This window comes from Cellulomonas chengniuliangii (genome assembly GCF_024508335.1).
GTDB classification, from domain to species: Bacteria; Actinomycetota; Actinomycetes; order Actinomycetales; family Cellulomonadaceae; genus Cellulomonas_A; species Cellulomonas_A chengniuliangii.
Genome location: NZ_CP101988.1, coordinates 1,657,607 through 1,681,684, shown reverse-complemented (window position 1 = coordinate 1,681,684; position 24,078 = coordinate 1,657,607). Strand labels below are relative to the sequence as shown.

At 72.8% G+C, this 24,078-nt stretch carries 24 protein-coding genes; 3 read left to right on the top strand and 21 right to left on the bottom strand.

Features of this window, described 5'->3' with window-relative positions:
• Positions 1-37 precede the first annotated feature (37 nt).
• The 3 genes from NP064_RS07805 to NP064_RS07795 form a co-directional block, all read right to left on the bottom strand.
• Positions 38-1,111, bottom strand: coding sequence for an Rv2578c family radical SAM protein (locus NP064_RS07805; RefSeq protein WP_227569055.1), 1,074 nt, complete (start codon positions 1,109-1,111; stop codon positions 38-40).
• Between the two features lie 73 nt (positions 1,112-1,184).
• The gene (gene hisS / locus NP064_RS07800; RefSeq protein WP_227569054.1) at positions 1,185-2,564 is read right to left on the bottom strand and encodes a histidine--tRNA ligase; all 1,380 of its coding nucleotides are present in this window, start codon (positions 2,562-2,564) and stop codon (positions 1,185-1,187) included.
• 6 nt (positions 2,565-2,570) lie between these two features.
• Complete coding sequence (locus NP064_RS07795) at positions 2,571-3,287, bottom strand: MBL fold metallo-hydrolase (protein WP_227569053.1); 717 nt, start codon at positions 3,285-3,287, stop codon at positions 2,571-2,573.
• A gap of 166 nt (positions 3,288-3,453) precedes the next feature.
• Here NP064_RS07795 and NP064_RS07790 point away from each other — a divergent pair, with 166 nt between their 5' ends.
• The 3 genes from NP064_RS07790 (at position 3,454) to NP064_RS07780 (ending at position 6,546) form a co-directional block, all read left to right on the top strand.
• Positions 3,454-4,194 (top strand): peptidylprolyl isomerase, encoded by a 741-nt coding sequence (locus NP064_RS07790; RefSeq protein WP_227569052.1) that lies wholly within the window; start codon positions 3,454-3,456, stop codon positions 4,192-4,194.
• Entirely contained in the window at positions 4,191-5,819 is a 1,629-nt protein-coding gene (locus NP064_RS07785) for a DUF349 domain-containing protein (RefSeq protein WP_227569051.1), read from the top strand. The genes NP064_RS07790 and NP064_RS07785 overlap by 4 nt, the downstream gene beginning before the upstream one ends.
• A 148-nt stretch (positions 5,820-5,967) precedes the next feature.
• Positions 5,968-6,546, top strand: coding sequence for a hypothetical protein (locus NP064_RS07780; protein ID WP_227569050.1), 579 nt, complete (start codon positions 5,968-5,970; stop codon positions 6,544-6,546).
• Here the strand turns inward: NP064_RS07780 and NP064_RS07775 are convergent.
• The 18 genes from NP064_RS07775 to NP064_RS07690 form a co-directional block, all read right to left on the bottom strand.
• Complete coding sequence (locus NP064_RS07775; protein WP_227569049.1) at positions 6,533-8,860, bottom strand: RelA/SpoT family protein; 2,328 nt, start codon at positions 8,858-8,860, stop codon at positions 6,533-6,535. The two genes, NP064_RS07780 and NP064_RS07775, sit on opposite strands and share 14 nt — an antisense overlap.
• A 127-nt stretch (positions 8,861-8,987) precedes the next feature.
• Positions 8,988-9,536, bottom strand: a complete 549-nt coding sequence (locus NP064_RS07770; RefSeq protein ID WP_227569048.1) for an adenine phosphoribosyltransferase — start codon at positions 9,534-9,536, stop codon at positions 8,988-8,990.
• A gap of 7 nt (positions 9,537-9,543) precedes the next feature.
• Complete coding sequence (gene secF / locus NP064_RS07765) at positions 9,544-10,641, bottom strand: protein translocase subunit SecF (RefSeq protein WP_227569047.1); 1,098 nt, start codon at positions 10,639-10,641, stop codon at positions 9,544-9,546.
• Complete coding sequence (secD, locus tag NP064_RS07760; protein ID WP_227569189.1) at positions 10,641-12,485, bottom strand: protein translocase subunit SecD; 1,845 nt, start codon at positions 12,483-12,485, stop codon at positions 10,641-10,643. Before secD ends, secF begins: the two co-directional genes overlap by 1 nt.
• Positions 12,486-12,681: 196 nt before the next feature.
• Positions 12,682-13,107: a preprotein translocase subunit YajC gene (gene yajC / locus NP064_RS07755; RefSeq protein WP_227569046.1), complete on the bottom strand. Its 426-nt coding sequence runs from the start codon at positions 13,105-13,107 to the stop codon at positions 12,682-12,684.
• Between the two features lie 154 nt (positions 13,108-13,261).
• Positions 13,262-14,341, bottom strand: a complete 1,080-nt coding sequence (ruvB, locus tag NP064_RS07750; protein WP_372456361.1) for a Holliday junction branch migration DNA helicase RuvB — start codon at positions 14,339-14,341, stop codon at positions 13,262-13,264.
• Positions 14,334-14,945: a Holliday junction branch migration protein RuvA gene (gene ruvA, locus NP064_RS07745; RefSeq protein WP_227569045.1), complete on the bottom strand. Its 612-nt coding sequence runs from the start codon at positions 14,943-14,945 to the stop codon at positions 14,334-14,336. The genes ruvB and ruvA overlap by 8 nt, the downstream gene beginning before the upstream one ends.
• A gap of 121 nt (positions 14,946-15,066) precedes the next feature.
• Complete coding sequence (gene ruvC, locus NP064_RS07740) at positions 15,067-15,633, bottom strand: crossover junction endodeoxyribonuclease RuvC (RefSeq protein WP_227569044.1); 567 nt, start codon at positions 15,631-15,633, stop codon at positions 15,067-15,069.
• A gap of 63 nt (positions 15,634-15,696) precedes the next feature.
• The gene (locus NP064_RS07735; RefSeq protein WP_227569043.1) at positions 15,697-16,452 is read right to left on the bottom strand and encodes a YebC/PmpR family DNA-binding transcriptional regulator; all 756 of its coding nucleotides are present in this window, start codon (positions 16,450-16,452) and stop codon (positions 15,697-15,699) included.
• 54 nt (positions 16,453-16,506) lie between these two features.
• Positions 16,507-17,118 (bottom strand): pyridoxal 5'-phosphate synthase glutaminase subunit PdxT, encoded by a 612-nt coding sequence (pdxT, locus tag NP064_RS07730; RefSeq protein WP_227569042.1) that lies wholly within the window; start codon positions 17,116-17,118, stop codon positions 16,507-16,509.
• A 23-nt stretch (positions 17,119-17,141) separates the two neighbouring features.
• The gene (locus NP064_RS07725) at positions 17,142-18,317 is read right to left on the bottom strand and encodes a pyridoxal phosphate-dependent aminotransferase (RefSeq protein ID WP_256813839.1); all 1,176 of its coding nucleotides are present in this window, start codon (positions 18,315-18,317) and stop codon (positions 17,142-17,144) included.
• Positions 18,318-18,426: 109 nt separating this feature from the next.
• Positions 18,427-18,996, bottom strand: a complete 570-nt coding sequence (locus tag NP064_RS07720; protein WP_227569040.1) for an NUDIX hydrolase — start codon at positions 18,994-18,996, stop codon at positions 18,427-18,429.
• A complete protein-coding gene (gene pdxS / locus NP064_RS07715; protein ID WP_227569039.1) occupies positions 18,993-19,880 on the bottom strand; it encodes a pyridoxal 5'-phosphate synthase lyase subunit PdxS in 888 nt (295 codons plus the stop codon). Before pdxS ends, NP064_RS07720 begins: the two co-directional genes overlap by 4 nt.
• Before the next feature lie 116 nt (positions 19,881-19,996).
• A complete protein-coding gene (locus tag NP064_RS07710) occupies positions 19,997-20,668 on the bottom strand; it encodes a LemA family protein (protein WP_227569038.1) in 672 nt (223 codons plus the stop codon).
• Positions 20,665-21,903 carry a glycosyltransferase family 4 protein gene (locus NP064_RS07705; protein WP_284439691.1) on the bottom strand — a complete coding sequence of 413 codons (1,239 nt, stop codon included), beginning with the start codon at positions 21,901-21,903 and terminating at the stop codon, positions 20,665-20,667. The genes NP064_RS07710 and NP064_RS07705 overlap by 4 nt, the downstream gene beginning before the upstream one ends.
• Entirely contained in the window at positions 21,900-22,886 is a 987-nt protein-coding gene (locus NP064_RS07700) for a phosphatidylinositol mannoside acyltransferase (protein ID WP_227569037.1), read from the bottom strand. Before NP064_RS07700 ends, NP064_RS07705 begins: the two co-directional genes overlap by 4 nt.
• Positions 22,883-23,491: a phosphatidylinositol phosphate synthase gene (gene pgsA / locus NP064_RS07695; protein WP_227569036.1), complete on the bottom strand. Its 609-nt coding sequence runs from the start codon at positions 23,489-23,491 to the stop codon at positions 22,883-22,885. The genes NP064_RS07700 and pgsA overlap by 4 nt, the downstream gene beginning before the upstream one ends.
• Before the next feature lie 7 nt (positions 23,492-23,498).
• Positions 23,499-24,074, bottom strand: coding sequence for an HIT family protein (locus tag NP064_RS07690; protein WP_227569035.1), 576 nt, complete (start codon positions 24,072-24,074; stop codon positions 23,499-23,501).
• Positions 24,075-24,078 lie beyond the last annotated feature (4 nt).

Below are 24,078 nucleotides of genomic sequence, written 5' to 3'. Positions count from 1 at the left end.
TCGCGCCGCGGCACTCGAGGACGCTCGGCGGCGCTGGTCAGAAGAGCGCCGGCTGGTCCACGTCGAAGCCCGCTCCCCCGGCGGCCGCCAACTCGGGGATGCTGCCAGCCGGGTAGGCGCCCTCCTCCGGGCGGCGCTGGGCGCCCTCCGCCTGGCGCTCTGCGCGCTTGTCGAACCCATGCGCCTCCAACAGGGGTCGGACCCGCGCCCACAGCCAGTTCTTGTACTCGACGGGCACGTAGGCGCCGCGCCCGTAGAGGCGGCGGTAACGGGGCACGAGCTCCGGGCGCTCCTGCGCGAGCCAGCGCAGGAACCAGGGCTTCACCGATCCGCGCAGGTGCATCGGCAGGACTGTCACCCCTGAGGCGCCCGCGTCGGCCAGCGCGGCCAGCAAGGCGTCGAGATGCTCCTCCGAGTCGGTCAGCCATGGCATCACGGGCGCCACGAAGACCCCGCAGGGCAAGCCCGCGTCGCGCACGGCGCGGATCAGGTCCAGCCGCGCCCGGGGCAAGGGCGTCCCCGGCTCGACCGACTGCTGCAACTCCGGGTCCAGCATCGCGAGCGACACCGCGACCCCCACCGGCACCCGTCGCGCGGCGTCCACCAGCACGGGCAGGTCCCGGCGCAGCAGCGGGCCCTTGGTGAGGATCGAGAAGGGGGTGCCCGACGCCGCCAGCTCCTCGATGATGCCGGGCATCAGCCGATAACGGCCCTCCGGGCGCTGGTAAGGGTCGGTGTTGGTCCCCAGCGCCACATGCTCGCGTCGCCAGGACGGCCGTGCCAGCTCGGCGCGGAGCACCTCGACCACGTTCGTCTTGACGACGATCTGCGTCTCGAAGTCCTGCCCGGCGTCCAACTCGAGGTACTCGTGGGTCGGTCGCGCATAGCAGTAGGCGCATGCGTGCACGCATCCGCGCATCGGGTTCACCGTCCATCGGAACGGCATGGACGATGCCTCGGGCACCTTGTTCAAGGCGCTCTTGGCGGCCACCTCGTGAAACGTCACACCCGCGAAATCGGGGGTGCGCACGCTGCGCAGCAGGCCCGACAGCGCGAGGCCGGGGAGCGCCCCGTCCTCCCCCGACCGCACCGACTGCCCGTCCCACCGCATGCCGCCAGTCGAACACGTGTTCGATCACCCGTCAACCGCCCTGGCCAGGGCGGCGCGGGAGGCCGGCGCGGGATCAGACGGCGGGCTGCACCCGGGGCCACCAGTCCTCGACGGGCGGCTGCCACGTCGCCGCGTCGGCGTCGTGCTGCTCGCCCGAGCGGATGTCCTTGACCTGGTCGGCGCCGCGCACGCCGTCCTCGCCGACGGCGCCGGGGAACCACACGAACGGGATGCCGCGTCGGTCCGCGTGACGGATCTGCTTGCCGAACTTGGCCGCGGCCGGCGCCACCTCCACCGGGATGCCTCGGCTGCGCAGGCTCGCCGCCACGGCGTCCGAGGCGGCGCGGGCCTCCTCCGAGACGACCGCGACCAGCACGGCGCTCGGCACGGAGCGCGAGGCGCGCACCAGTCCCCCGGCCAGCAGGCGCGAGACCAGCCGGGACACGCCGATCGACAGGCCGACACCCGGGTACGTGGTGGAACCGTCGGACGCCAGTGTGTCGTAACGGCCGCCCGAGCAGATCGACCCGAGCTGCTCGTGGCCGACGAGGACCGTCTCGTACACCGACCCCGTGTAGTAGTCGAGGCCGCGCGCGATCTTCAGGTCGGCGACGACGACGCCGGGCGCCCGCTCGGCCGCGGCCCGGACGAGGGCGCCGAGCTCCTCGAGCCCTTCGTCCAGCAACTCCGAGGACACCGACCGGGACTCGGCCAGCTCGCGCACGCGCGTGATCACGGACTCGTCAGCGCCGGAGATCGCCGCCAGCTCGAGACAGGCACGAGCCTGATCCTCGGAGGCGCCCGTCTCCGCGACCAGCAGGGCCGCCACGGCGTCCGCGCCGATCTTGTCGAGCTTGTCGATCGAGCGCAGCACCCCCTCGACGTCCTCGAGGCCGAGGCCGCGGTAGAAGCCCTCGGCCACCTTCCGGTTGTTCACCAGGATGCGCACCGGCGGCACGCCGATGTCGCGCAGCGACCCGAGTGCCTCGGCCATCACCAGCGGCAGCTCGACCTCGTAGTGGTACGGCAGCGCCCCGGCGCCCACCACATCGATGTCCGCCTGGGTGAACTCCCGGAACCGGCCGTCCTGGGGGCGCTCGCCACGCCAGACCTTCTGGATCTGGTAGCGCTGGAAGGGGAACGCCAGGTGGCCGGAGTTCTCCAGCACGTACCGCGCGAAGGGGACCGTCAGGTCGAAGTGCAGGCCCAGCTGGCCCGAGCGGTCGTCCTCCGCAGCGGCCGGGTCGTCATGGAGACGACGCAGCACGTAGACCTCCTTGGAGGTCTCGCCCTTGCGCAGCAGCTGGTCGAGCGGCTCGACGGCACGGGTCTCGATCCCGGCGAAGCCGTGGAGCTCGAAGGTGCGGCGCAGCACGTCGAGGACGTGCTGCTCGACGATGCGCCCATCGGGCAACCACTCAGGGAATCCGGACAGGGGGGTGGGGCGTGCCATGAGGCCTTATCTTGCCAGGTACGGATTACGGCCCAGCTCGTCGTCCATCGTGGTGCCCGGGCCGTGGCCGGGGAGCACCACCGTGTCGCCCGGCAGCGTCCGCACGACCTCCCGCAGTGTGCGGGCCATCACCTCGTCGTCGCCGCCCGGCAGGTCGGTGCGTCCCACGGTGCCGGAGAAGAGCACGTCGCCGGTGAAGGCCACCGGCGCCGGCCGGACGTCGAGCAGGTACAGGGTCGCGCCCTCGGTGTGCCCGGGCGCGTGCCGCGCCACCAGGCGCAGCCCGCCCAGGTCGAGCACCTCGTCCGCGGACCTGCCATCCGCCCCGGGCTCCCCGCCGAAGGGCTCGACTCGCGCGGGGACGCGGTAGTCCTCCGGGGCGATGCCCAGGGACTGCAGCGACTGCGCGAGCGGGCCAGCCGGATCCTGCGCGCCGCCCAGCCCCAGGGTGCCGAACGGGTCCGCCAGGCGGTACTGGTCGGCGCGGTGCAGGAGCACCGGGACGTCGAACTCCTCGGACAGCTCGGCGGCGTCCCAGGTGTGGTCCACATGGCCGTGCGTGGCTAGGACCGCCACGGGGGTCAGGCCTTGCTCCCGCACAGCGCGCCGCACCCCAGCGGCCGCCCCCCCGCCCGGGTCGACGATCACGCACGTGCGGTCGTCAGCGGCCAGGACGTAGCAGTTGGCCCCGAAGACCGGGGCGACGACGGTGATGAGCTGCATCAGGCCACCGTACCGAGCGCGCGAGGCGACGCTTCCGGCGAACGCGCCAGGCCTCTCCCGTCGTGGCGTGGCGTCGCAGGGCCCCGGGTTGCCTAGACTGTCGGGGTCAGGAGCGCGGGACCGCTGATCACGGTGTCAGCAGGCCGCCCGTCGTCGAGGAGTATGCGTGTCACCGAGCAAGCGCGAGTACGAGCGTCGTCGGTACGAGAAGTGGCAGCAGCGGCAGGCGGCGCGTGAGGCGCGTCGCCGGCGCCAGCGCGCCCTGATCGCCGCCGGCGTCGTGGGCGTGCTCGTGGTGGGCGTCGGCGTCGCCGCGGCCCTCGTGACGCTCGGCGGCTCGGATGACGCGCCCCCCGCGGCCGACGCCTCGACCCCGGCCTCTGACGCGCTCGCGCCCGATCCCGCGCTGGCCGAGGGCCGCGCATGGACCGGGAGCCTGCGCACGAGCCAGGGCGACGTCGCCTTCGAGCTCGACGGAGCCAGTGCGCCCCAGGCCGTGGCGAACTTCGTCTCGCTCGCTCAGGACTCGTTCTTCGACTCGACCGCGTGCCACCGTCTGGTGACCACGGGAATCCACGTGCTGCAGTGCGGCGACCCGACGGGCACCGGCACCGGTGGACCCGGCTACACGTGGGGCCCCATCGAGAACGCCCCCGCGGACGACGTCTACCCCGCGGGCACGATCGCCATGGCCCGCGTGGGCGGCGACGGCGCGTCGATGGGCAGCCAGTTCTTCCTCGTCTACGAGGACTCGACCATCCCGTCCGACGCGGCAGGTGGATACACGGTGTTCGGCCGCATCACGTCCGGTCTGGACGTGGTGCAGGCAATCGCTGACGCGGGGAACGGGAGCGACGGCGTCGCTCCCGCCCTCGACGTCATCATCGAGGGAGTGGAGACCCAGTGACCGAGAACCCTGCCGCCCAGGAGCGCGAGCGCGACGAGGTCGCCGAGTCCATCGTGGCGGAAGGCGACGCCCCCCAGGCGGCGACCGCGGAGGTCGAGGCGCCTCAGCCCACTGAGGCCGCGGCCGAGGCCGAGACGACGTCGGAGGCCCCCGCCGCCGACGCCGCGCCGGCCGACGAGGTCGTCGAGGAGCCTGCCGCCGAGGCGGCCGACGAGCCCGCTGCCGAGCCGGCGGCGCCGAGCGCCTCCCCCACGCCGCGGCCCGTGCCCCGGCCCATGCCGCGGCCCCGCCCGGCAGCCGCCCCCACCCCGGCGGCCGTCGCCGCGGAGGCGCCCGCGCGCGTCGTCCCCCCGGCGGACGCCGCCGAGGCCGCGCACGCCGCCACGTTCGGCCGCGTCGACGAGGAGGGCTCGGTCTACGTCCGCGAGGCGTCGGGCGAGCGCGTCGTCGGGCAGTTCCCCGGCGCCACGCCGGACGAGGCGCTCGCGCTGTACGTCCGTCGCTACCTCGACCTGCTGGCCAAGGTCGTGCTCTTCGAGACCCGCCTCACCGCCCGCGACCTGGCGATCAAGGAGATCGACCAGACGCTGGCTCGTCTGACGGAGGAGTTGGCCGCGCCGGCCGCCGTCGGCGACCTCGACGGCCTGCGGGCACGCATGGACGGTCTGCGCACGCTCGCAGCCGAGCGCCGGGCAGCGGCGGAGGCCGAGCGCGCCGCGGCACGCGAGGCAGCGGTCGCCGCCCGCACCCACATCGTCGAGCAGGCCGAGAAGATCGCCTCGACAGACCCCGAGCGCATCCAGTGGCGCCCCGCCGGCGAGCAGCTCCGACTCCTGCTCGAGCAGTGGAAGGACGCCCAGCGGTCCGGGCCGCGCATCGACCGGCCGACCGAGGAGGCGCTGTGGAAGCGGTTCAGCCACGCGCGCACGACGTTCGACCGTGAGCGCCGGCACTTCTTCGCCGAGCTCGAGTCCCGCAATGCCGGGGCCAAGCAGGCCAAGGAGGCCCTCGTCCTGGAGGCCGAGAAGCTCTCGACCAGCACGGACTGGGGCCACACGGCAGGCGCCTACCGTGACCTGATGACCCGGTGGAAGGCTGCCGGGCGCGCCAGCCGTGCCGACGACGACGCGCTGTGGGCCCGCTTCCGCGCCGCCCAGGACGCGTTCTTCGCCGCCCGCGACGCCGAGTCCGCCGCGACCGACTCCGAGTACCAGGCCAACCTCGAGGTCAAGGAGGCCATCCTGGTCGAGGCCGAGCGCCTCGTGCCGGTGACCGACCTGGCCTCCGCCAAGTCGACGCTGCGCACCCTGCAGGACCGCTGGGAGGCCGCCGGCAAGGTCCCGCGTGGCGACGTGCAGCGGGTCGAGGGGCGCATGCGTGCCGTCGAGACCGCGGTGCGCGACGCCGAGCAGGCGGTGTGGCGGCGCAGCAACCCCGAGACGCGTGCCCGCGCGGAGGGCGCCGCGGCGCAGCTCGAGAGCGCCATCGCAGCGCTCGAGGCCGACCTGGCGAGCGCGCAGGCCAAGGGCGACAAGCGCAAGGTCGAGGAGGCCCAGGCCGCCCTCGACGCGCGCCGGGCCTGGCTCGAGCAGGTCCAGCGGGCCGCGCAGGACGCGCGCGGCTGAGCCTGAGGCTCACGGCCCGGGGCGCGGCGATGGCTGCGGCGCCCCGGGCCGCGTCATGTCCGGCGCCTCACGCGCTGTCCACAGCCGCCTCTCCCCCACGCCTCGCGCGTCCGCCGGCGGGCATGCTGGCAGCGTGAGCGCCCCCTGGATGCCTCGTCCCCCTGTGCCGCCCGCCGATGACGCGACGTCCCCCGCGGTGGTCGGGGAGGTGGCGTTCGACGCGCTGCTCCGGGACGGCCACGCGCTGCGCGTGTGGGGCGGGCTCGCCGTCACGGCAGGGGTGGCGGTCTCCGCCGAGCACCGCGCCGCGGCCCTCGGCTCCTTGGTCCCGTCCCGCGCCGTCCTCGGGCGCGGCACGGCCGCCTGGGTGCACACGGGCGGCCGGGCCCCCTCGCGGGCCGAGGTGATCGTCGGCCCGCGTCGGCGGCGCCCAGACCCGCACCCGCTGCGGGTGACCCACGAGTGCGCCCTCGGCCCTCAGGACGTGGTCGTGGTCGCGGGCGTCAGGGTGACCACCGTGCAGCGCACAGGTCTCGACGTGGCGCGGTGGGCGTCACCTGAGACTGCGCGACGCGTGCTCCTGCGACTCTGCGCGGCCGGGTTCGACCCGGCCGCGGCGCTGCGCGCCCTCGACGCGCTGCCCGGGCACGCCGGGGTGCGGGACGCGCGCTCGACGCTGACGCGCGTCGCCGCCCTGTGCGACGAGCCGAGGCTCAGGCGCGGATGACCGGCTCCTCGGCGGCCTTGGCGCCGGTGATCCGGTAGACGTCGAAAACGCCCTCGACCTTCCGGACCGCCGAGAGCACCGACGCGAGATGCGAGGGCTCGGCCATCTCGAAGACGAACCTCGACATGGCGACACGGTCCCGCGAGGTCGACACAGACGCGGACAGGATGTTCACGTGATGGTCGGACAAGACCCGAGTCACGTCCGAGAGCAGGCGGCTGCGGTCGAGCGCCTCGACCTGGATCTGGACCAGGAACAGCGCGCTGCTCCCCTGGGTCCACTCCACGTCGACGATCCGCTCCGGCTGCGCGCGCAGCTGGTCCACGTTGACGCAGTCGGTGCGGTGCACGCTGACGCCCTGGCCTCGCGTGACGAACCCGATGATCTCGTCCCCGGGCACCGGGGTGCAGCACTTGGCGAGCTTGACCCAGATGTCGTCGACGCCGCGCACGACCACGCCCGGGTCCCCGGTGCGAACCCGGCGGGCCGTGTTGCCAGGCCGCGCCGTCTCGGCGATGTCCTCCTCGGCCCCAGGCTCCCCGCCCATCGCCTGCACCAACCGGTGCACCACGGTCGCCGCAGACACCTGGCCCTCGCCGATCGCCGCGTACAGGGCGGACACGTCCGCGTAGCGCATCTCGTTGGCGAGCGCGACCAAGGACTCGTGCGACAGCAGGCGCTGGATGGGCAGGTTCTGCTTCCGCATCGCCTTGGCGATGGCGTCCTTGCCCTGCTCGATGGCCTCCTCGCGGCGCTCCTTCGAGAACCACTGGCGGATCTTGTTCCTCGCGCGCGGGCTCTTGACGAAGCCCAGCCAGTCCCGGCTCGGGCCTGCTGTCTCGGACTTGGACGTCAGCACGTCGACGACGTCGCCGTTCTCCAGGGCCGAGTCCAAGGGCACGAGCCGGCCGTTGACCCTGCCGCCCATCGTGCGGTGCCCCACCTCGGTGTGGACCGCATAGGCGAAGTCGACCGGGGTGGAGCCGGCGGGAAGGGCGACCACGTCGCCCTTCGGCGTGAAGACGTACACCTCCGCGCCGGCGATCTCGAAGCGCAGGGAGTCCAGGAACTCGCTCGGGTCGGCGGTCTCCTTCTGCCAGTCCACCAGCTGCCGCAGCCACGTCATGTCGTTCCCGGCCGGGTCCGTGGCGCCGCTCTGGGCGTTCTTCGCGCTCTCCTTGTACTTCCAGTGAGCCGCGACGCCGTACTCCGCGCGCCGGTGCATGTCGTGGGTGCGGATCTGGATCTCCACCGGCTTGCCGCCAGGGCCGATCACCGTGGTGTGGAGCGACTGGTAGAGGTTGAACTTGGGCATCGCGATGTAGTCCTTGAACCGTCCGGGGACGGGGTTCCACCGCGCGTGCAGGGCGCCGAGCGCCGCGTAACAGTCGCGCACCGAGTCCACCAGGACCCGGACGCCGACGAGGTCGTAGATGTCCGCGAAGTCACGGCCGCGGACGATCATCTTCTGGTAGATCGAGTAGTAGTGCTTCGGCCTGCCGGTGACCGTGGCCTTGATCTTCGCGGTCCGCAGGTCCGCGCCGACCTGGTCCCGGACCACCGCGAGGTACTCCTCGCGGGCCGGGGCGCGCTCGGCCACGAGGTGCACGATCTCCTCGTAGACCTTCGGGTACAGGGTCGCGAAGGACAGGTCCTCGAGCTCCCACTTGATGGTGTTCATGCCCAGGCGGTGGGCGAGCGGGGCGTAGATCTCGAGGGTCTCGCGAGCCTTGCGCTCGGCGGAGGACGACGCGACGAACTTCCAGGTCCGCGCGTTGTGCAGCCGGTCGGCGAGCTTGATGACGAGCACACGGATGTCCCGCGACATCGCGACGACCATCTTGCGGACGGTCTCAGCCTGCGCGGCGTCCCCGTAGGCCACCTTGTCGAGCTTGGTCACGCCGTCGACGAGCATCGCGATCTCGGGGCCGAACTCCGCCCGGAGCTGGTCGAGCGAGTAGTCGGTGTCCTCGACCGTGTCGTGCAGCAGTGCGGCGGCGAGGGTCGGCGGCGTCATGCCGAGCTCGGCGAGGATCGTGGCCACCGCCACGGGGTGCGTGATGTACGGGTCGCCGCTCTTGCGCAGCTGGCCCCGGTGCGCGCGCTCCGCGACGACGTACGCCTGCTCGATGACCGACAGGTCGGCCTTCGGATGGTTGGTGTGGATCGCCTGGAGCAGCGGCTCCAGCGCAGGGGACGTCGCAGGCCCACGTGTGCCGAACCTCGCCAGGCGCGACCGCACCCGGCTGGCGGACTGGCCGTCCGTCGGGACCGTGGGGACGTCCGAGCGCGTCGTCCGTACGTTCTCGCTCATCTCACCCCTCCCGCAGCTCCATGAACCGTCCCTCGCTGGGTGCGAGGCCGGCGCCGGTGGGGACGAGCGTCACATCACCACCGCGGGCCCGAGGGCCCGATCCGCACGAGTCTACGTCGCCGACCTGTCAACTCACCGCAAGGAGGGACTCGACGCGGTGGCCTGCCAGCACATCTCGCCCATGCAGGAACTCGAGCTCCACGAGGAAGGACAGGCCGACCACCTGGGCGCCGCAGTGCTCGAACAGCCGGATGGTCGCCCCCGCGGTCCCCCCGGTCGCCAGCACATCATCGACGATGAGGACCCGGGCTCCGCGCGGGACGGTGAACGGGTGCACCTCCACCGTCGCCGTGCCGTACTCGAGCGCGTACTCCTCGGCGGCGGTCGGCCCGGGCAGCTTGCCGTGCTTGCGCACCGGGACGAAGCCGGCGCCGAGGGCCACCGCCACGGGCGCGGCGAGGATGAACCCGCGCGCCTCCGTGCCGGCCACCAGGTCCACGGGACCGTCGACCCGCGAGGCGATCTCCTCGACGACCCCCGCGAACGCTTTAGCGTCCGCGAGCAGGGGCGTGATGTCCTTGAACCCGACGCCGGGCGACGGGAAGTCGGGGACGTCGCGGATGAGCTCGTGCATACGTGTGATGAGCGCGTCTCCGCGCAGTGCTGCTGCAGGCATGGGGGTGCTACTTCTTCCCTGACTTGCGTCGCTTCGGCTGGGCCGCGGACCCCAGATGGGCGCCGGGACGGAGCTGGCCGACGTGGACCACGGCCGGCGCGACGGGCGCGCCCTCCGGCGAGCCCTCCGCCGCCGTGCGGGCCGCCAGGACCTTGGCGGTGTGCTCGATGATCTTGGGCTCCCGCTCGCGCAGCGTGACCTCGGCGGGCGTCGCCAGGAAGATCGAGGAGAAGGTGCCGACCGCCATCCCGATGAACAGCGCGAGCGCGATGTCGCGCAGGGTGCCCGCGCCCAGCAGGAACGCCCCGATGAACAGGATCGCGCTCACCGGGAGCAGTGCCACCACCGAGGTGTTGATGGACCGCACCAGCGTCTGGTTGACCGCCAGGTTGGCCTTCTCGGCGTAGGTGTACCGCGTCTGGTCGAGCACGTCAGCGGTGTTCTCGCGCACCTTGTCGAAGACCACGACCGTGTCGTAGATCGAGTAGCCGAGGATCGTCAAGAACCCGATCACCGTGGCGGGGGTGACCTCCCACCCGACAGCGGCGTAGATGCCGACGGTGATGATCAGGTCGTGGAAGAGCGCGATGAGCGCTGCGGCGGCCATCCGCCAGTTGCGGAAGTACAGCGTCATGACGACCGTGACGAGGGCGAGGAAGACGAGTAGGCCGTTGAGGGCCTTCTGGGTGACGTCCTTGCCCCACGACGGGCCGACGAACGAGCTCGCCACGTTCTCGACCGGGACGTCGAAGGCCTCGGCCAGCGCCTTCTGCGCCTCGGCGAGCCGCGCCTCGTCAAGGGCGAGGGTCTGGATGCGCAGCGCCGAGCCGCCGACCGTGGTCACCCGGGGCGCCTCCTCAGGAGCCACCTCCGAGACGACGTCCGCGGCCAGGGTCTGGTCGGTCGTGGAGACGCCCGACACGACGAACTGCGACCCGCCACGGAACTCGATGCCCGGGTTGAGGCCGGGCTTGATCAACAGGACCGCCGACAGCAGCACGATCACCGCGGAGATCAGGTACCAGGTGCGGCGGCGTCCGACGATGTCGTACGAGCGGCGCCCGGTGTACAGGTCGTTGCCCCACTGGGCGAATCCGACAGCCATCAGTTCTCAGTCCCCTCGGTCGTGTCGGACCCGCGCTCACCGGACGCGTCCGGGGGTGTCGTGCCGTCAGGCTTGTCGCGACCGTGGCCGGGCTGCGGCTCGTCACGGGCGGTCTGCTCCGAGCCGGATCCCTGTGCGGCCGCGCGCTCCGCGGCGCGCCGCTCGGCGATGGTCATCGTCGCCGCGCCCGAGCGGACACCGGCGGCCACGGGGACCCGGGACCCGGGCGTCTCGAGCGTGTGCGCGTCTCCGGCCGTCGCCGCGCCGGGGACGACCTTGCCGCGGCCGACGTAGCGCGTGGCGGCGGCGCCCAGACGGCGCGGGTCGAGCCCCGAGAAGCGGTGGCCCGACGCGAAGAACCGGGTGCGCGCCAGGAGCGTCATCAGCGGGTGCGTGAAGAAGAACACGACGAGCAGGTCGATCAGTGTGGTCAGGCCGAGCGTGAACGCGAACCCGCGGACGCCGCCGACGGCCAGGAAGTACAGCACCACGGCCGCGAGGAAGTTCACCGCGTCCGAGGCGAGGATCGTGCGACGGGCACGGTCCCACCCGCGGTCGACGGCGGGCGCGAGGCTCCTGCCGTCACGCAGCTCGTCGCGGATGCGCTCGAAGTACACGATGAACGAGTCGGCGGTGATGCCGATGGCGACGATCAGGCCGGCGACGCCGGGCAGCGACAGGCGGTAGCCCTGCGTCCAGGACAGCACCGCGATGACGCCGTAGGTGACGATGCCGGCAATGAGCAGCGAGGCGACCGTGACCAGGCCCAGCGCGCGGTACTGGAACAGCGAGTAGATGACGACCAGGAGCAGGCCGATGGCGCCGGCGATCAGGCCCTTCTGCAGCTGCTCGGTGCCGAGCGTCGCGGAGATCTGCTCCTGGCTCTGCAGGTCGAAGGTCAGCGGCAGCGCGCCGAAGTTCAGCTGGTTGGCGAGCGTCGCGGCGCTCTCCCGGTTGAAGCTGCCGGAGATCTGCGCCTCGCCGTTGCTGATGATGACGCCCGCGTCCAGCGACGGCGCCGAGATGACGAGGCCGTCGAGCACCATCGCGAACTGGTTCTGCGGGGGTGTGGCGGCCAGGCTCTGCAGGCGCGTCGTGGTGTCGCGGAAGAGCTTCGTGCCCTCCGAGTTGAACTTGATGTCGACGACCCACTCGTTGGTCGTCGCCCCGGTGGACGTGGTCCGCAGGCCGGAGGTCGCCGAGGAGACCTCAGAGCCCTTGATCTCGACCGGGCCGAGCAGGTACTTGGCCGTGCCGTCCTCGTCACACGTCGCCAGCGCCTTGTCGGGGTCGGCGACCTCGCCGCCGATGAGGTTGTCGGGGTTGGTGCAGTCGAGGGAGTCGAACGCCGACTCGACCGCGGGCGTCACGTAGTACTCGACGTCGCTCGGGCTGTCCGGGGCGGCCTTCGACGGCGTGTCGGACGGCGGCGTCGCCTCCTCGGCCTCAGGGGCGCCGTCGGTGGCGCCGTCCGCCGGAGCTGCGGTCTCGTCCGACGGCGGCGCGGTGGCGCCGTCCGTCGTCCCGTCGGCGCTCGTCGCCTGAGGGGCCCCGATGGCCAGCACCGGCCGGAACGTCATCTGCGCCGACTTGCTCACCAGCGCGATGGTCTCCTCGCTGGGGCTGCCGGGCAGCGAGACCACGATGTTGCGGCCGCCCTGGCTCGTGATCTCGGCCTCGGCGACACCCGAGGAGTCGACGCGCTGCCGGATGACGTTGATCGCCTGCGAGATCGTCTCCGACGTGATCGGCTCGTTGTTCTCCGTCACCGCCGTCAGGATGAGCTGGGTGCCGCCCTCGAGGTCGAGGGCCAGCTTCGGCGTCCAAGCGGCGTCGTCCGACATCTGCGTGCCCGCGAAGAGCGAGCCGAAGATCGCGACGATGACGGCGCCGAGCACGGCGAGGGTGCGTACCGGGCGGGGCCGGCGGCTGGGTGGCTGAGCCAACGGAGTGTCTTCTCTCGTGCGCGCACCGCCCGGCTCTCGCCGGGCGGTGGGACCGTTCCCGCTCGGCGCTGGGCGTCGCGGGGCTGAGGGCTAGCTACTTCTTCTCGGTGTCGTCGTCGTCGCTGCTCGGACGGGCGGGCGGCATGGAGGAGAGGTCGTCGGGGACGTCGATGGCGTCCTGCGAGTCCTCCTCAGAGCCGTACGACTCGTCGTCGTCCGCCTCGTCCTCGTCCTCGTCGTACTCCTCGTCGTCGTCCTCGTCGACGGGGGGCTCGACCAGCTTCGCGATCGCCGCGCGCAGCCACCGGGACTCGTTGCCGGGCGTCGACTCCAGGGTGATGATGTCGTCGTCGATGTCCACGACCGTGCCGAAGAGTCCCGAGCCGGTCATGACCTCCTGGCCGACCTCGAGGTTCGCGCGGAAGTCAGCCGCCTGACGCTGCTGCTTGCGCGTCCGGTTCGTCATGAGCCACATGGCTCCGAAGGCCAGGGCCAAGATGATGATGAACGAGAAGTCCATGAAGGGTGCGTCTCCGGTCTGATCGTGATGTCCGCCGTAGTCTAGGCGCCCAACCTGCGCGCGCCTAACCTCTCGCGGCCTTCTCCGCACGCGGAACGCGCACGACGGCTTGCATAACGTTTCACACGCGCCCACAGTTCCGAGGCGGCGGGCACTACGTGAACAGCGTCCCCGAGGCTGCGGGCGCCGTGAGGCCGAGGTGCTCCCAGGCCGCGGGCATCGCGATGCGCCCCCGGGGAGTCCGGCCCACCAAGCCCTCGCGCACCAGGAATGGCTCGGCCACGGTCTCGACGGTCTCCGGCTCCTCCCCCACGGCGACGGCCAGGGTTGTGAGCCCGACAGGCCCGCCGCCGAACCGCATGCACAGCGCGGTCAGCACCGCCCGGTCGAGCCGGTCGAGCCCCAGCGGGTCGACCTCGTAGACCTCGAGCGCCGCCCGGGCTGCCTCGAGGGACAGCCGTCCATCGCCACGGACCTGCGCCCAGTCCCTCACCCTGCGGAGCAGGCGGTTGGCGATACGCGGGGTGCCCCGGGACCGCGAGGCGATCTCGCCCGCGGCCTCGGCGTCGAGGGGCACGCCCAGCAACCCCGCTGATCGGGACAGCACCCGCTCGAGCTCCTCGGCGGAGTAGAAGTCGAGGTGGGCGGTGAAGCCGAACCTGTCGCGCAGCGGGGCGGGCAGCAGGCCGGCGCGCGTGGTGGCGCCCACGACCGTGAACGGCGGCAACGACAGCGGGATCGCACTCGCGCCGGCGCCCTTGCCCACCACCACGTCGACCCGGAAGTCCTCCATCGCCACGTAGAGCAGCTCCTCGGCGGGTCGCGCGAGGCGGTGGATCTCGTCGAGGAAGAGGACCTCGTTCTCCTCGAGCGACGACAGCACCGCCGCGAGGTCGCCGGCGTGCTGGATGGCGGGACCGCTGGTGACGCGCAGCGACGTGCCCAGCTCGGCGGCGATGATCATGGCCAGCGTCGTCTTGCCCAGGCCGGGCGGGCCGGACAGCAGCACGTGGTCCGGCGCCTTCCCCCGCCCTGCGGCCGCGTCGAGGATCAGCGAGAGCTGGTCGCGCACCACGTGCTGGCCGACGAACTCGTCGAGCCGGCGCGGGCGCAGCGCGGCCTCCGCCGCGCGCTCCAGGTCGGACGCGTCCGGCCGCACGACGGACGCCTCGGCGTCGGACGACGCCAGGCCGTCACGTCCCAGGTCGCGGATGTCGTCGTCGAGCTCAGCCACGGCCGCCGCCCAGCGACCGCAGCGCGGCCCGCAGCACGCCGGCCACATCGTTGGCGTCCACCCCGCCGTCGGCCTCGAGGACCTGCGCCACCGCGTCCTCGGCGGCGCGCGCGTTCCAGCCCAGGCCGACGAGCGCGTCCACCACCTGCGCCCGCCGGTCCGTCACGGGCAATGGCGTGAACGCCCCGTCCGACGCTGTCGCGGGCGCCCCGAGCCGGCCGCCGAGCTCCAGCACGATCCGTTGGGCGCCCTTGTGCCCGATCCCCGGGACCCGCTTGAGCGCGGCGAGGTCCTCCCCCGCGACGGCCCGTCGCAGCCCGTCGGGGCTGTGCACCGCGAGCATCGCGAGGGCGAGCCGTGGGCCCACCCCGCTGACGGTCTGCAGCACCTCGAACACCTCGCGCTCGTCGGAGTCAGCGAAGCCGAACAGGGTGAGCGAGTCCTCGCGCACCACGAGGGACGTCCACAGCAGGGCCTCGGCCCCGACGCGCAGCCCGGCGAGCGTGGTCGGCGTGGCCTGGACGAGCATGCCCACACCGCCGACCTCCACGACCGCGGCGTCCAGCCGCACAGCCTGCACCGTGCCTCGTACCGACGCGATCACCCGTGGTCCTCCCTCGTCCTCGGACCGCGACCGACGCGCGCCCGACAGAACTATCCCATGCGCACGAACACCTGTACGAACGACACGCGACCGCCAGCCGCGGCAGCCCGTGCGCGGGCGGTCAGCCGCGGGCTCGCGCGGCCTGCTCGGCAGCCGCCCAGGCTCGCTGCGCCGCCGTCATCGACCCAGGAGCCCGCTGCGGGGCCCCGAGCGCGCCAGCGGGCCGCCACAGGTGGCAAATCGCCAGGGCGAGGGCGTCGGCCGCGTCCGCCGGGCGCGGCAGCTCGTCGAGCGCGAGGAGCCGCTGCACCATGACCTGGACCTGCGCCTTGTCGGCGCGCCCACTGCCCGTGACCGCGGCCTTCACCTCGCTGGGGGTGTGCAGCGCCACGGGGATGCGACGGCGCGCCGCCGCGAGCATCGCGAGCCCCGCCACCTGCGCGGTGCCCATCACGGTGCTGACGTTGTGCTGCGCGAAGACGCGCTCGATGGCCACCGTGTCCGGGGCGTGCTCCTCGATCCACTCGTCGAGCTGCACCGAGATGGCCAGCAGGCGCTGGTCGATCTGGTGGGAGGCGTCCGAGCGCGCCACGCCCACGGCGACCATGCGCGCCTTCCGCCCGGGAAGCCCGTCGACGACGCCCAGGCCGCAGCGGGTCAGGCCGGGGTCGACTCCGAGCACGCGCACGCGCTCAGTCTCCCAGCCCGCCGGGCCGCCGGGCGGCAGGCCCGCCCGGCGCGCCCAGACGGCTCACTCGGCGTCGAGCTCCGCCATGACCTCGTCGGAGGCGTCGAAGTTGGCGTACACGTTCTGCACGTCGTCCGAGTCCTCGAGCGCGTCGATCAGGCGCATGATCTTGCGCACGCCCTCGACGTCGACCTCGATCTGCATCGACGGGTAGAACACGACGTCCGCCGAGTCGTACTCGATACCGGCCTCCTGGAGCGCCGTGCGCACGGGCACCAGGTCGGTCGCGGCGGAGAGCACCTCGAACGAGTCGCCGAAGTCGTTGACCTCCTCGACGCCGGCGTCGAGCGCGGCCTCCATCACGGAGTCCTCGTCCGTGCCCTCCTTGGGCACCATGACGACGCCACGGCGGGAGAACAGGTACGACACCGAGCCAGGGTCGGCCATCTGGCCGCCGTTGCGGGTGAACGCCACGCGCACGTCGGACGCCGCCCGGTTGCGGTTGTCGGTGAGGCACTCCACGAGCACCGCGATGCCGCCGGGGCCGTAGCCCTCGTACATGATCGTCTCGTAGTCGGCGCCGCCGGCCTCCTGGCCGGAGCCGCGCTTGACGGCGCGGTTGATGTTGTCGATGGGGACCGAGGTCCGCTTCGCCTTCTGGATCGCGTCGAAGAGCGTCGGGTTGCCCGCGACGTCACCGCCGCCCGTGCGGGCGGCCACCTCGATGTTCTTGATCAGCTTCGCGAAGAGCTTGCTCCGCTTGGCGTCGACGACGGCCTTCTTGTGCTTGGTGGTGGCCCACTTGGAGTGACCCGACATCGCTACCCCTTCGTCTCCGCCCACGAAGCCCGATCAGCGCCGCGACGGGCGGGGTCAGAGGCTGTCGCGGACGATCTGCACGAACAGTCGATGCACCCGCGCGTCGCCGGTGACCTCCGGATGGAAGGAGGTCGCGAGCAGTGGGCCCTGGCGCACCGCGACGATCCTACCGGCGGCAGGCCCTGTGTCGACGCGCCCGAGCACCTCGGCCGCGGGACCGACCTCCTCGACCCACGGCGCGCGGATGAAGACCGCGTGCAGCGGGGACGTCGCGCTGTCCTCGATGCCGTCGATGACCAGGTCTGTCTCGAACGAGTCGACCTGGCGGCCGAAGGCGTTGCGCCGCACCGTGATGTCGAGCCCGCCGAGCACCTGCTGGCCGGCGGCGCCGCCCAGGATCCGGTCGGCGAGCAAGATCATCCCCGCGCACGACCCGTACGCCGGCAGCCCGCCGCGGAGTCGGTCCCGCAGCGGCTCGAACAGGTCGAAGGCGCGCAGCAGCTTGTCGATCGTGGTGGACTCGCCGCCCGGGATCACCAAGCCGTCGATCGCGTCCAGCTCGGCCACGCGGCGGACGGGCACGGCGCGCGCGCCGGCGGCCGCCAGGGCGGCGGCGTGCTCGCGCACATCACCTTGCAGTGCCAAGATCCCGATCGTCGCCGTCACGGCAGCAGATCCTAGGGCCTGCCTCAGCCGAGCTGCGCGGACGTCCCCACTGCGATGACCGCGGCCTCACGCTCTGCCTGCCATGCGTCGACGTAGTCCGCGAGCCGGCCCAGGCCGGCCAGGATCGCGGCCTCGTCCGAGGCGAGGGAGACCCGGACCATGCCCTCGCCGCCCGCGCCGAACGCGGAGCCTGGCGACACCGACACGTGGCGGTCGCGGAGCAGCGCGAGGGCGAACTCCTCGCTGTCCGGGGTGGCCCGGGACACGTCGACCATCAGGTAGAAGGCGCCCTCGGGCATCACGTAGGGGATGCCCCGGGTGTCGAGCAGTGCGACGGCGGCGTCCCGGCGGCGGCGGTAGGAGGCGACCGCCCGCACGACGTCCTCCTGGGAGCCGCGCAGGGCCGCCAGGGCCGCCCGCTGGCTCACCGTCGACGGGCACGCGACGGTGGCCTCGGCCACCTGGCCCAGCAGGTCGTGCACAGACGGGTCGCGGGTGACCACGTAGCCGAGCCGCCAGCCGGTCATGGCGTACGTCTTGGAGAAGGTGAAGAACGTGACGACGCGGCCGTCGGTGTCGAACGAGGCCGGGCTCACGTGCTCGGCGCCGAACGTGATCGCCTCGTAGCACTCGTCGGAGAACACCCACAGGTCGTGCCGACGCGCGATGTCCACGATGCCGGCCAGCACCTCCGCCGGGTACATGGCGCCTGTGGGGTTGTTGGGCGAGTTGACGAGGATGACCTTGGTGCGGGGCGTGATCGCCGCCTCGATGTCCGCGAGAGTGGGCACGAAGCCAGCCTCGGCGCGCGCGGGGTAGGTGCTCACGTCCACGCCCACGGCCGCTGCGGCCATACGCCAGTTCGGGAACTCCGGGTCGGGCACGAGCATCTCGTCGCCCGGTCCCATGGTGGCGTTGATGGCCATCGCGAGGCCGTGCATCGCCCCGTGGGTGACCACCACGTCGTCCGCGCCGACGGCCAGCCCGTTGGACTCGCCGACCTTCTGCGCGAGCGCGGTGCGCAGCTCGAGAGATCCGATGCTCGAGGTGTAGCCGGTGTGCCCGTCGCGGGCGTCCTGGGCCGCGGCCTCCACCACGTGGGGAGGGGTCGGCACGTCGGGCTCGCCGAGCTCCAGCCTGATGGCGGTGGGGTCCAGCATCGCGAGCTCCATGAGGTGCCGGATGCCGCTGCGCTGCATCCGGAGGACTGGAGAGATGTTTGACGGCACGTACCGCACGGTAACCCCAGCCTGCGGCGTCACTGCGGTGATTCACCGAGTGAGACCGAGAAGACCACGATGCGAGCGCTTACGCGGCGCCCAGCCCCAGGCGCCGTGTGCGGCCGTCCCACCCCGGCAGCAGGCTGCGCACCAGTCCCGCGAGCCCTTCGGGGAACACCTCGAGCTCTTCCCGGGCGAGGTCCTCGAGGTCCCACCAACGGAGCTCGTCGATGACGTCGCGCTCGAGGTCGGTCCAGCCCGCACGGCTCAACGCGGCAGCCTCCGCCGCGGCCCCCGCGTCGAGGCGCGCCACGTAGATGTCCTCGTCCTGCCGGCAGTGCTCGGCCACGAAGTCGAACACGGCGGAGCGGGTGAACACCGGACCCACCAGCTGCTCGGGCCGCAGTACCAGCCCCGTCTCCTCGCGCACCTCGCGGACGGCGGCCGCGCGGGAATCCTCCCCCGCGTCGATGCCGCCCCCGACGGTGAACCACCAGCTCCGGCTCGGCTGGTCCGCGTCATGACCGCGCACCAGCAGCACGCGGTCGCGCTGGTCGAGCAGGATCACGCGCGCCGCCCGCCGGAAGCGCAGCCCGTCCTCGCCCAGGACCCAGTCAGGGCCCAGGGCGTGGACCGGGCCGCGATCCGCGTCCGTCACCAGCCGCGCTCGGCCAAGCGGTGCCCCACGGGCACGTCGTCGACGTTGATCCCGACCATGGCCTCGCCCAGCCCACGGGAGACCTTGGCGATCACGGCCGGGTCGTCGTAGAACGTGGTCGCCTTGACGATGGCCGCCGCGCGGTCCGCCGGGTTGCCCGACTTGAAGATGCCCGATCCGACGAACACGCCCTCGGCGCCGAGCTGCATCATCATCGCGGCGTCGGAGGGCGTGGCGATGCCGCCGGCCGTGAACAGCACGACGGGCAGCTTGCCGGTGCGGGCGACCTCCTTGACCAGGTCGTAGGGCGCTTGCAACTCCTTGGCGGCGACGAAGAGCTCGTCCTCCGGCAGCGAGGTCAACCGACGGATCTGGTCGCGCAGCGTCCGCATGTGGGTCGTCGCGTTCGAGACGTCGCCCGTGCCGGCCTCGCCCTTCGAGCGGATCATGGCGGCGCCCTCGGTGATCCGGCGCAGCGCCTCGCCCAGGTTCGTCGCCCCGCACACGAACGGCACGGTGAAGGCCCACTTGTCGATGTGGTGCTCGTAGTCGGCCGGCGTCAGGACCTCGGACTCGTCGACGTAGTCCACCCCGAGGCTCTCGAGGACCTGCGCCTCGACGAAGTGGCCGATGCGGGCCTTCGCCATCACGGGGATCGAGACGGCGGCGATGATGCCGTCGATCAAGTCGGGGTCGCTCATCCGCGCCACCCCGCCCTGCGAGCGGATGTCGGCGGGGACCCGCTCGAGGGCCATGACGGCAACCGCTCCGGCGTCCTCGGCGATCTTGGCCTGCTCGGCGTTGACGACGTCCATGATCACGCCGCCCTTGAGCATCTCGGCCATGCCGCGCTTGACGCGGGCGGTGCCCACGGCCGATTCCATGGAGGCAGTTGCGGCGGACGTGCTGAAGTCACTGGTCACACTGGCCTCGCAGATCAGGTGGTGGACGAGAGGATGAGCGCTTGCGCGCTTCGCCGCCCATGCTAGTCACGGGCCTGTCAGCCGGCGGAGGGTGTCCGCCCTGTAGGCGCCGCGGGAAGCCCGGGCCTGCCGAGCGCGTCGGGCCAGGCGTCGTCGAGCTCGAGGGTCTGCGGCAAGGCGGCGCTGCCGGCGAGACGCAGCATCCGCACGGCCCATCCGCGGCGCAGCCGTTGGGTCTGCGCGACCGCCTCGTTGTGGAACCTTCGCGCGAGCTGCACGCGGTACCAGGCGGTCGCGAGGGCGTCGAGCAGCTCTTTGCCGACAGGCTCCTCGCGCAGCTCCGCGACCTCTTCGGGGTCGTCGAGCACAGTGCGCAACGTCGCCGACAGCTCGCTCTCGGCCATCCCACGGTCGGCCTGAGCGTGCGGATCGGCGCCGTGGACCCTCGCCGCCGCACCTCCGTCCAGCTCGAGGGGCAGGGTCGTCAGGGCAGGGACGTCCTGGCCGCCCGCGACCATCGCGCGCCAAGCGGCCTCGCCGACGAGCAGCGAGCTCACCGGGTCCATCAGCCCCGACGCCGCGAGCTGCGACGCCGCCGACGCGCGGCGCAGCAGCTGCGCGTCCACCACCGCGAGCGACGCCGCCACCTTGCGGTGCAGGCGGTCGAGGCGGGAGGCGGCCACCCACACCCACCACACAGCCAACGCGATCAGCGCGGCGACGAGCACCGCGGCCTCAGACCAGCTCATCGGGACTCCCCTCGCGCGCGGCGCCGCTCGAGCATCCGGGCTCCCCTGCGCGAGGACGGGTCCTCGACCACGGGCGTGTCGCGTCCCTCGACGACCATCTCGTACACCGTCAGCACCTCGTGCGTCACCGAGGACCAGTCGTAGCGGCGCACCGCCTCAGCGGCCCTCGCCACCAAACCGCGCCGCTCGTCCTCGTCCCCCAGCACGCGCACCATCGTGCGCGCCAGATCCTGCGAGTCGCCGGTGCGGAACAGCACGCCCGCCTCGCCCTCCGCCAGCACGCGCCGGAAGGCCCCGAGGTCGCTCGCGACCACCGCCGCGCCGGCGCTCATCGCCTCGACGAGCACGATGCCGAAGCTCTCCCCGCCCGTCTGCGGGGCGCAGTACACGTCCACGGACGAGAGCAGTTGGGCCTTCTCCTCGTCGGTGATCTCCCCGAGGAACTCGACGGCACGGGCCGCCTCGTCGCCGATCAGGGCGCGCACGTCATCAGGCCCGGTCTCGCCGCGGCCCGCCACGAGGAAGCGCGTGCCCGGCCGACGGCGGAGGATCTCCGGCACCGCGCTGAGCAGCACCGCGAGGCCCTTGCGCGCCTCGTCCAGGCGGCCGAGGAACGCCACGGTCGGGGCCTCGGCGGTGCCCACCCAGCGGTCGTCGGGCTTCGCCTCCGCGAACGTGTCGACGTACACGCCGTTGGGGATCACCACCGCGTCGCCGCCGAGGTGCTCCACGAGCGTGCGCCGGGCGTCCTCGGAGACGGCGATCCGGGCGCCGATCTTCTCGAGCGACTGCCGCACCAGGGGGTAGGCCAGCTGCAGGGGGCGGGAGCGCAGCAACGCCGTGTGGAACGTCGCGACGATGGGCCCGTCGGCGATCCACAGCGCGAGCATGCCGAGGCTCGGCGTCACCGGCTCGTGCAGGTGCAGCACGTCGAACTCCCCCGCCGCGAGCCACCGCCGCACCCGCGCCGCGGTGACGGGCCCGAAGGTCAGGCGGGCGACAGCCCCGTTGTAGCGCACCGGCACCGCACGGCCGGCCGCCGTCATGTACGGCGCGATGGGGGTCTCGTCGTCCGCGGGGGCGAGCACCGACACCTCGTGCCCGCGGGCGATCAGCGCCTCGGCCAGGTCCCGCACGTGGAACTGGACGCCACCGGGCACGTCGAAGGAGTACGGGCAGACGATGCCGATCCGCAGCGGCCGCGAGCCCGGGACCGCCTCGGCGGGGGCGCTCATGCGGGGTCCTGCGTGCTGGCGCGTGCCGCGCTGTCTGCCGCCTGGGTCGCGGCGTACCGCTCCGGGTCGAGGTCGCTGACGAAGACCCGCTGCAGCATGTGCCAGTCCTGCGGGGCTCGCGCGATGCCGTCGGCGAGCTGGTCGACCCACGCCTGGGTCATCGCCGCGACCTTCTCCGCGCTGGAGCCCTGCGCGGGCACGGGCGCCACGGGGTGGAACTCCACGACGATCCCCCAGGGCGACGCCGCCGCGCGGCGGCGCTCACCGCGGAGGCGCTCGTAGGACACGGTGACGGCAGCGAGCGGCGCCCCCGTGGCGATCGCGAGCGACGCCGGCCCGGCGGCCACCCGCGCGCGCTCCCCGAACAGGTCGACCTCGACCCCGCCGCGGGCGGACAGGTCGCGGTCCGCGAGCAGGGGGATGATCGCGCGCTGGCCGCGGGCCGCGCGGAGCAGCTGGCGGAACACCCCGCCGTCGGCGTCGAGCGGGATGATCGTCAGCCCGAGCCCTCGCCGGAAGTCCATGAACTCCTGGAACAGCTCCTCCGGCTGGAGCCGCTCGGCGACCGTGGTCACCGGCCCCAGCCGCACGGTCCCCCACGCGCCGGCGAGGTCCCAGTTGCCCATGTGCCCTAGGGCCAGGACGACGGGACGGTCCGCGTCGAGCTCGCGCTCGATGGGCTCCATGCCCACGGGCCGCACACGGGCGGCCACCTGCTCGGGAGTGACCCGGCTCAGGGAGAAGGCCTCCGCGAAGTATCGGAAGTACGAGCGCATGCCAGCCCGGCTCAACCGGCGCAGCTCACGCGGCGAGGCGTGGGGGCGCACGCGCCGGAGGTTGCTCTCAAGGCGGCGCACCCCGGCGCCGTGCAGCAGCCAGACGGCGTCGGCGCCCACGGCGCTCGCCACGCGCAGAAGGCCCTCGGGGGCCTTGCCCGCCGTCCGCCAGCACCAGGTGATCAGCGGCGCCGTGACGTCCCTCATGAGGCCGCCCTGACCTGGGCGCGCACCGTCGCCATGCGTTGGACGACGGTGATCGCGGAGGCGACGGCGAGGAGGCCGAGCACCACGGTGAGGATCACCGACGGCAGCCCCACCCCGACGAGCGCCGTCGCGGTGAGCACCGCGGCGAGGCGGTCCGCGCGCTCGGCTATGCCCACCGACGCGGTCATGCCCAAGCCTTCGGCCCTGGCCCTCGCGTACGGCACCACCGAGCCCAGCACCAGGCAGGCCAGTGCGAGGCCGCCCGCCAGCGCGTCGTCGCCCCGGCCGAAGAACCACAGGACCAGACCGGAGAAGATCGCGGCGTCCGCGAGCCGGTCCAGCGTCGAGTCGAGGAAGGCGCCCCAGCTGCTCGAGCGGCCAGCACGGCGGGCCATCACCCCGTCCAGCGAGTCGGTGAGCGCGAACGCCGCGATCAGCAGCGTGGCGACGAGCAGGTGGCCGGTCGGGTACAGCCACAGCGCCACCACCACCACGGCGACCGTGCCGGCGATCGTCACGGCGTCTGGGGAGACGCCCCGCTTGAGCAGGGCGTCAGCCAGGGGCGTCATGACCCGCGTCATGAACCCCCGCAGTCGGTTCAGCACGCCTCGATCATCCCCTCTGGTCAGACGGCCACGCTGCGGCGAGGCGCGCCCTGGTGTCGCTCAAGATCTCCGGCAGCGCGCGGGTGCGCGCCACGATCGGCAGGAAGTTCGAGTCCCCGCCCCACCGCGGCACCACGTGCTGGTGCAGGTGCGCGGCGATGCCGGCCCCCGCGACGTGCCCCTGGTTCATGCCGAGGTTGAAGCCGTCCGGACCGTACACCTCGCGCAGAACGCGCATCGACGTGCGGGTGAGCTCGGCGACCTCGGCGACCTCCTCGGGCGTGAGGTCGGTGTAGTCGGCCACGTGGCGGTACGGGCACACCAGCAGATGCCCCGAGTTGTACGGGTAGAGGTTGAGCACCACGTACGCCGCGCCGCCGCGGGCGACGATCAGGCCCTCGTCGTCGCTCAGGCCCGGAGCACGGCAGAACGGGCACCCATCGCCCGCCCCGGAGTCCGACGGCTTGTTCTCGCCGCCGATGTACGCCATGCGGTGCGGGGTCCACAGCCGCTGGAACCCGTCCGGGACCCCCGCGTGGTCGTCGCCGTCCTCCACCTGGAGCCGGTGCTCGTCGTCGCTCACCGCG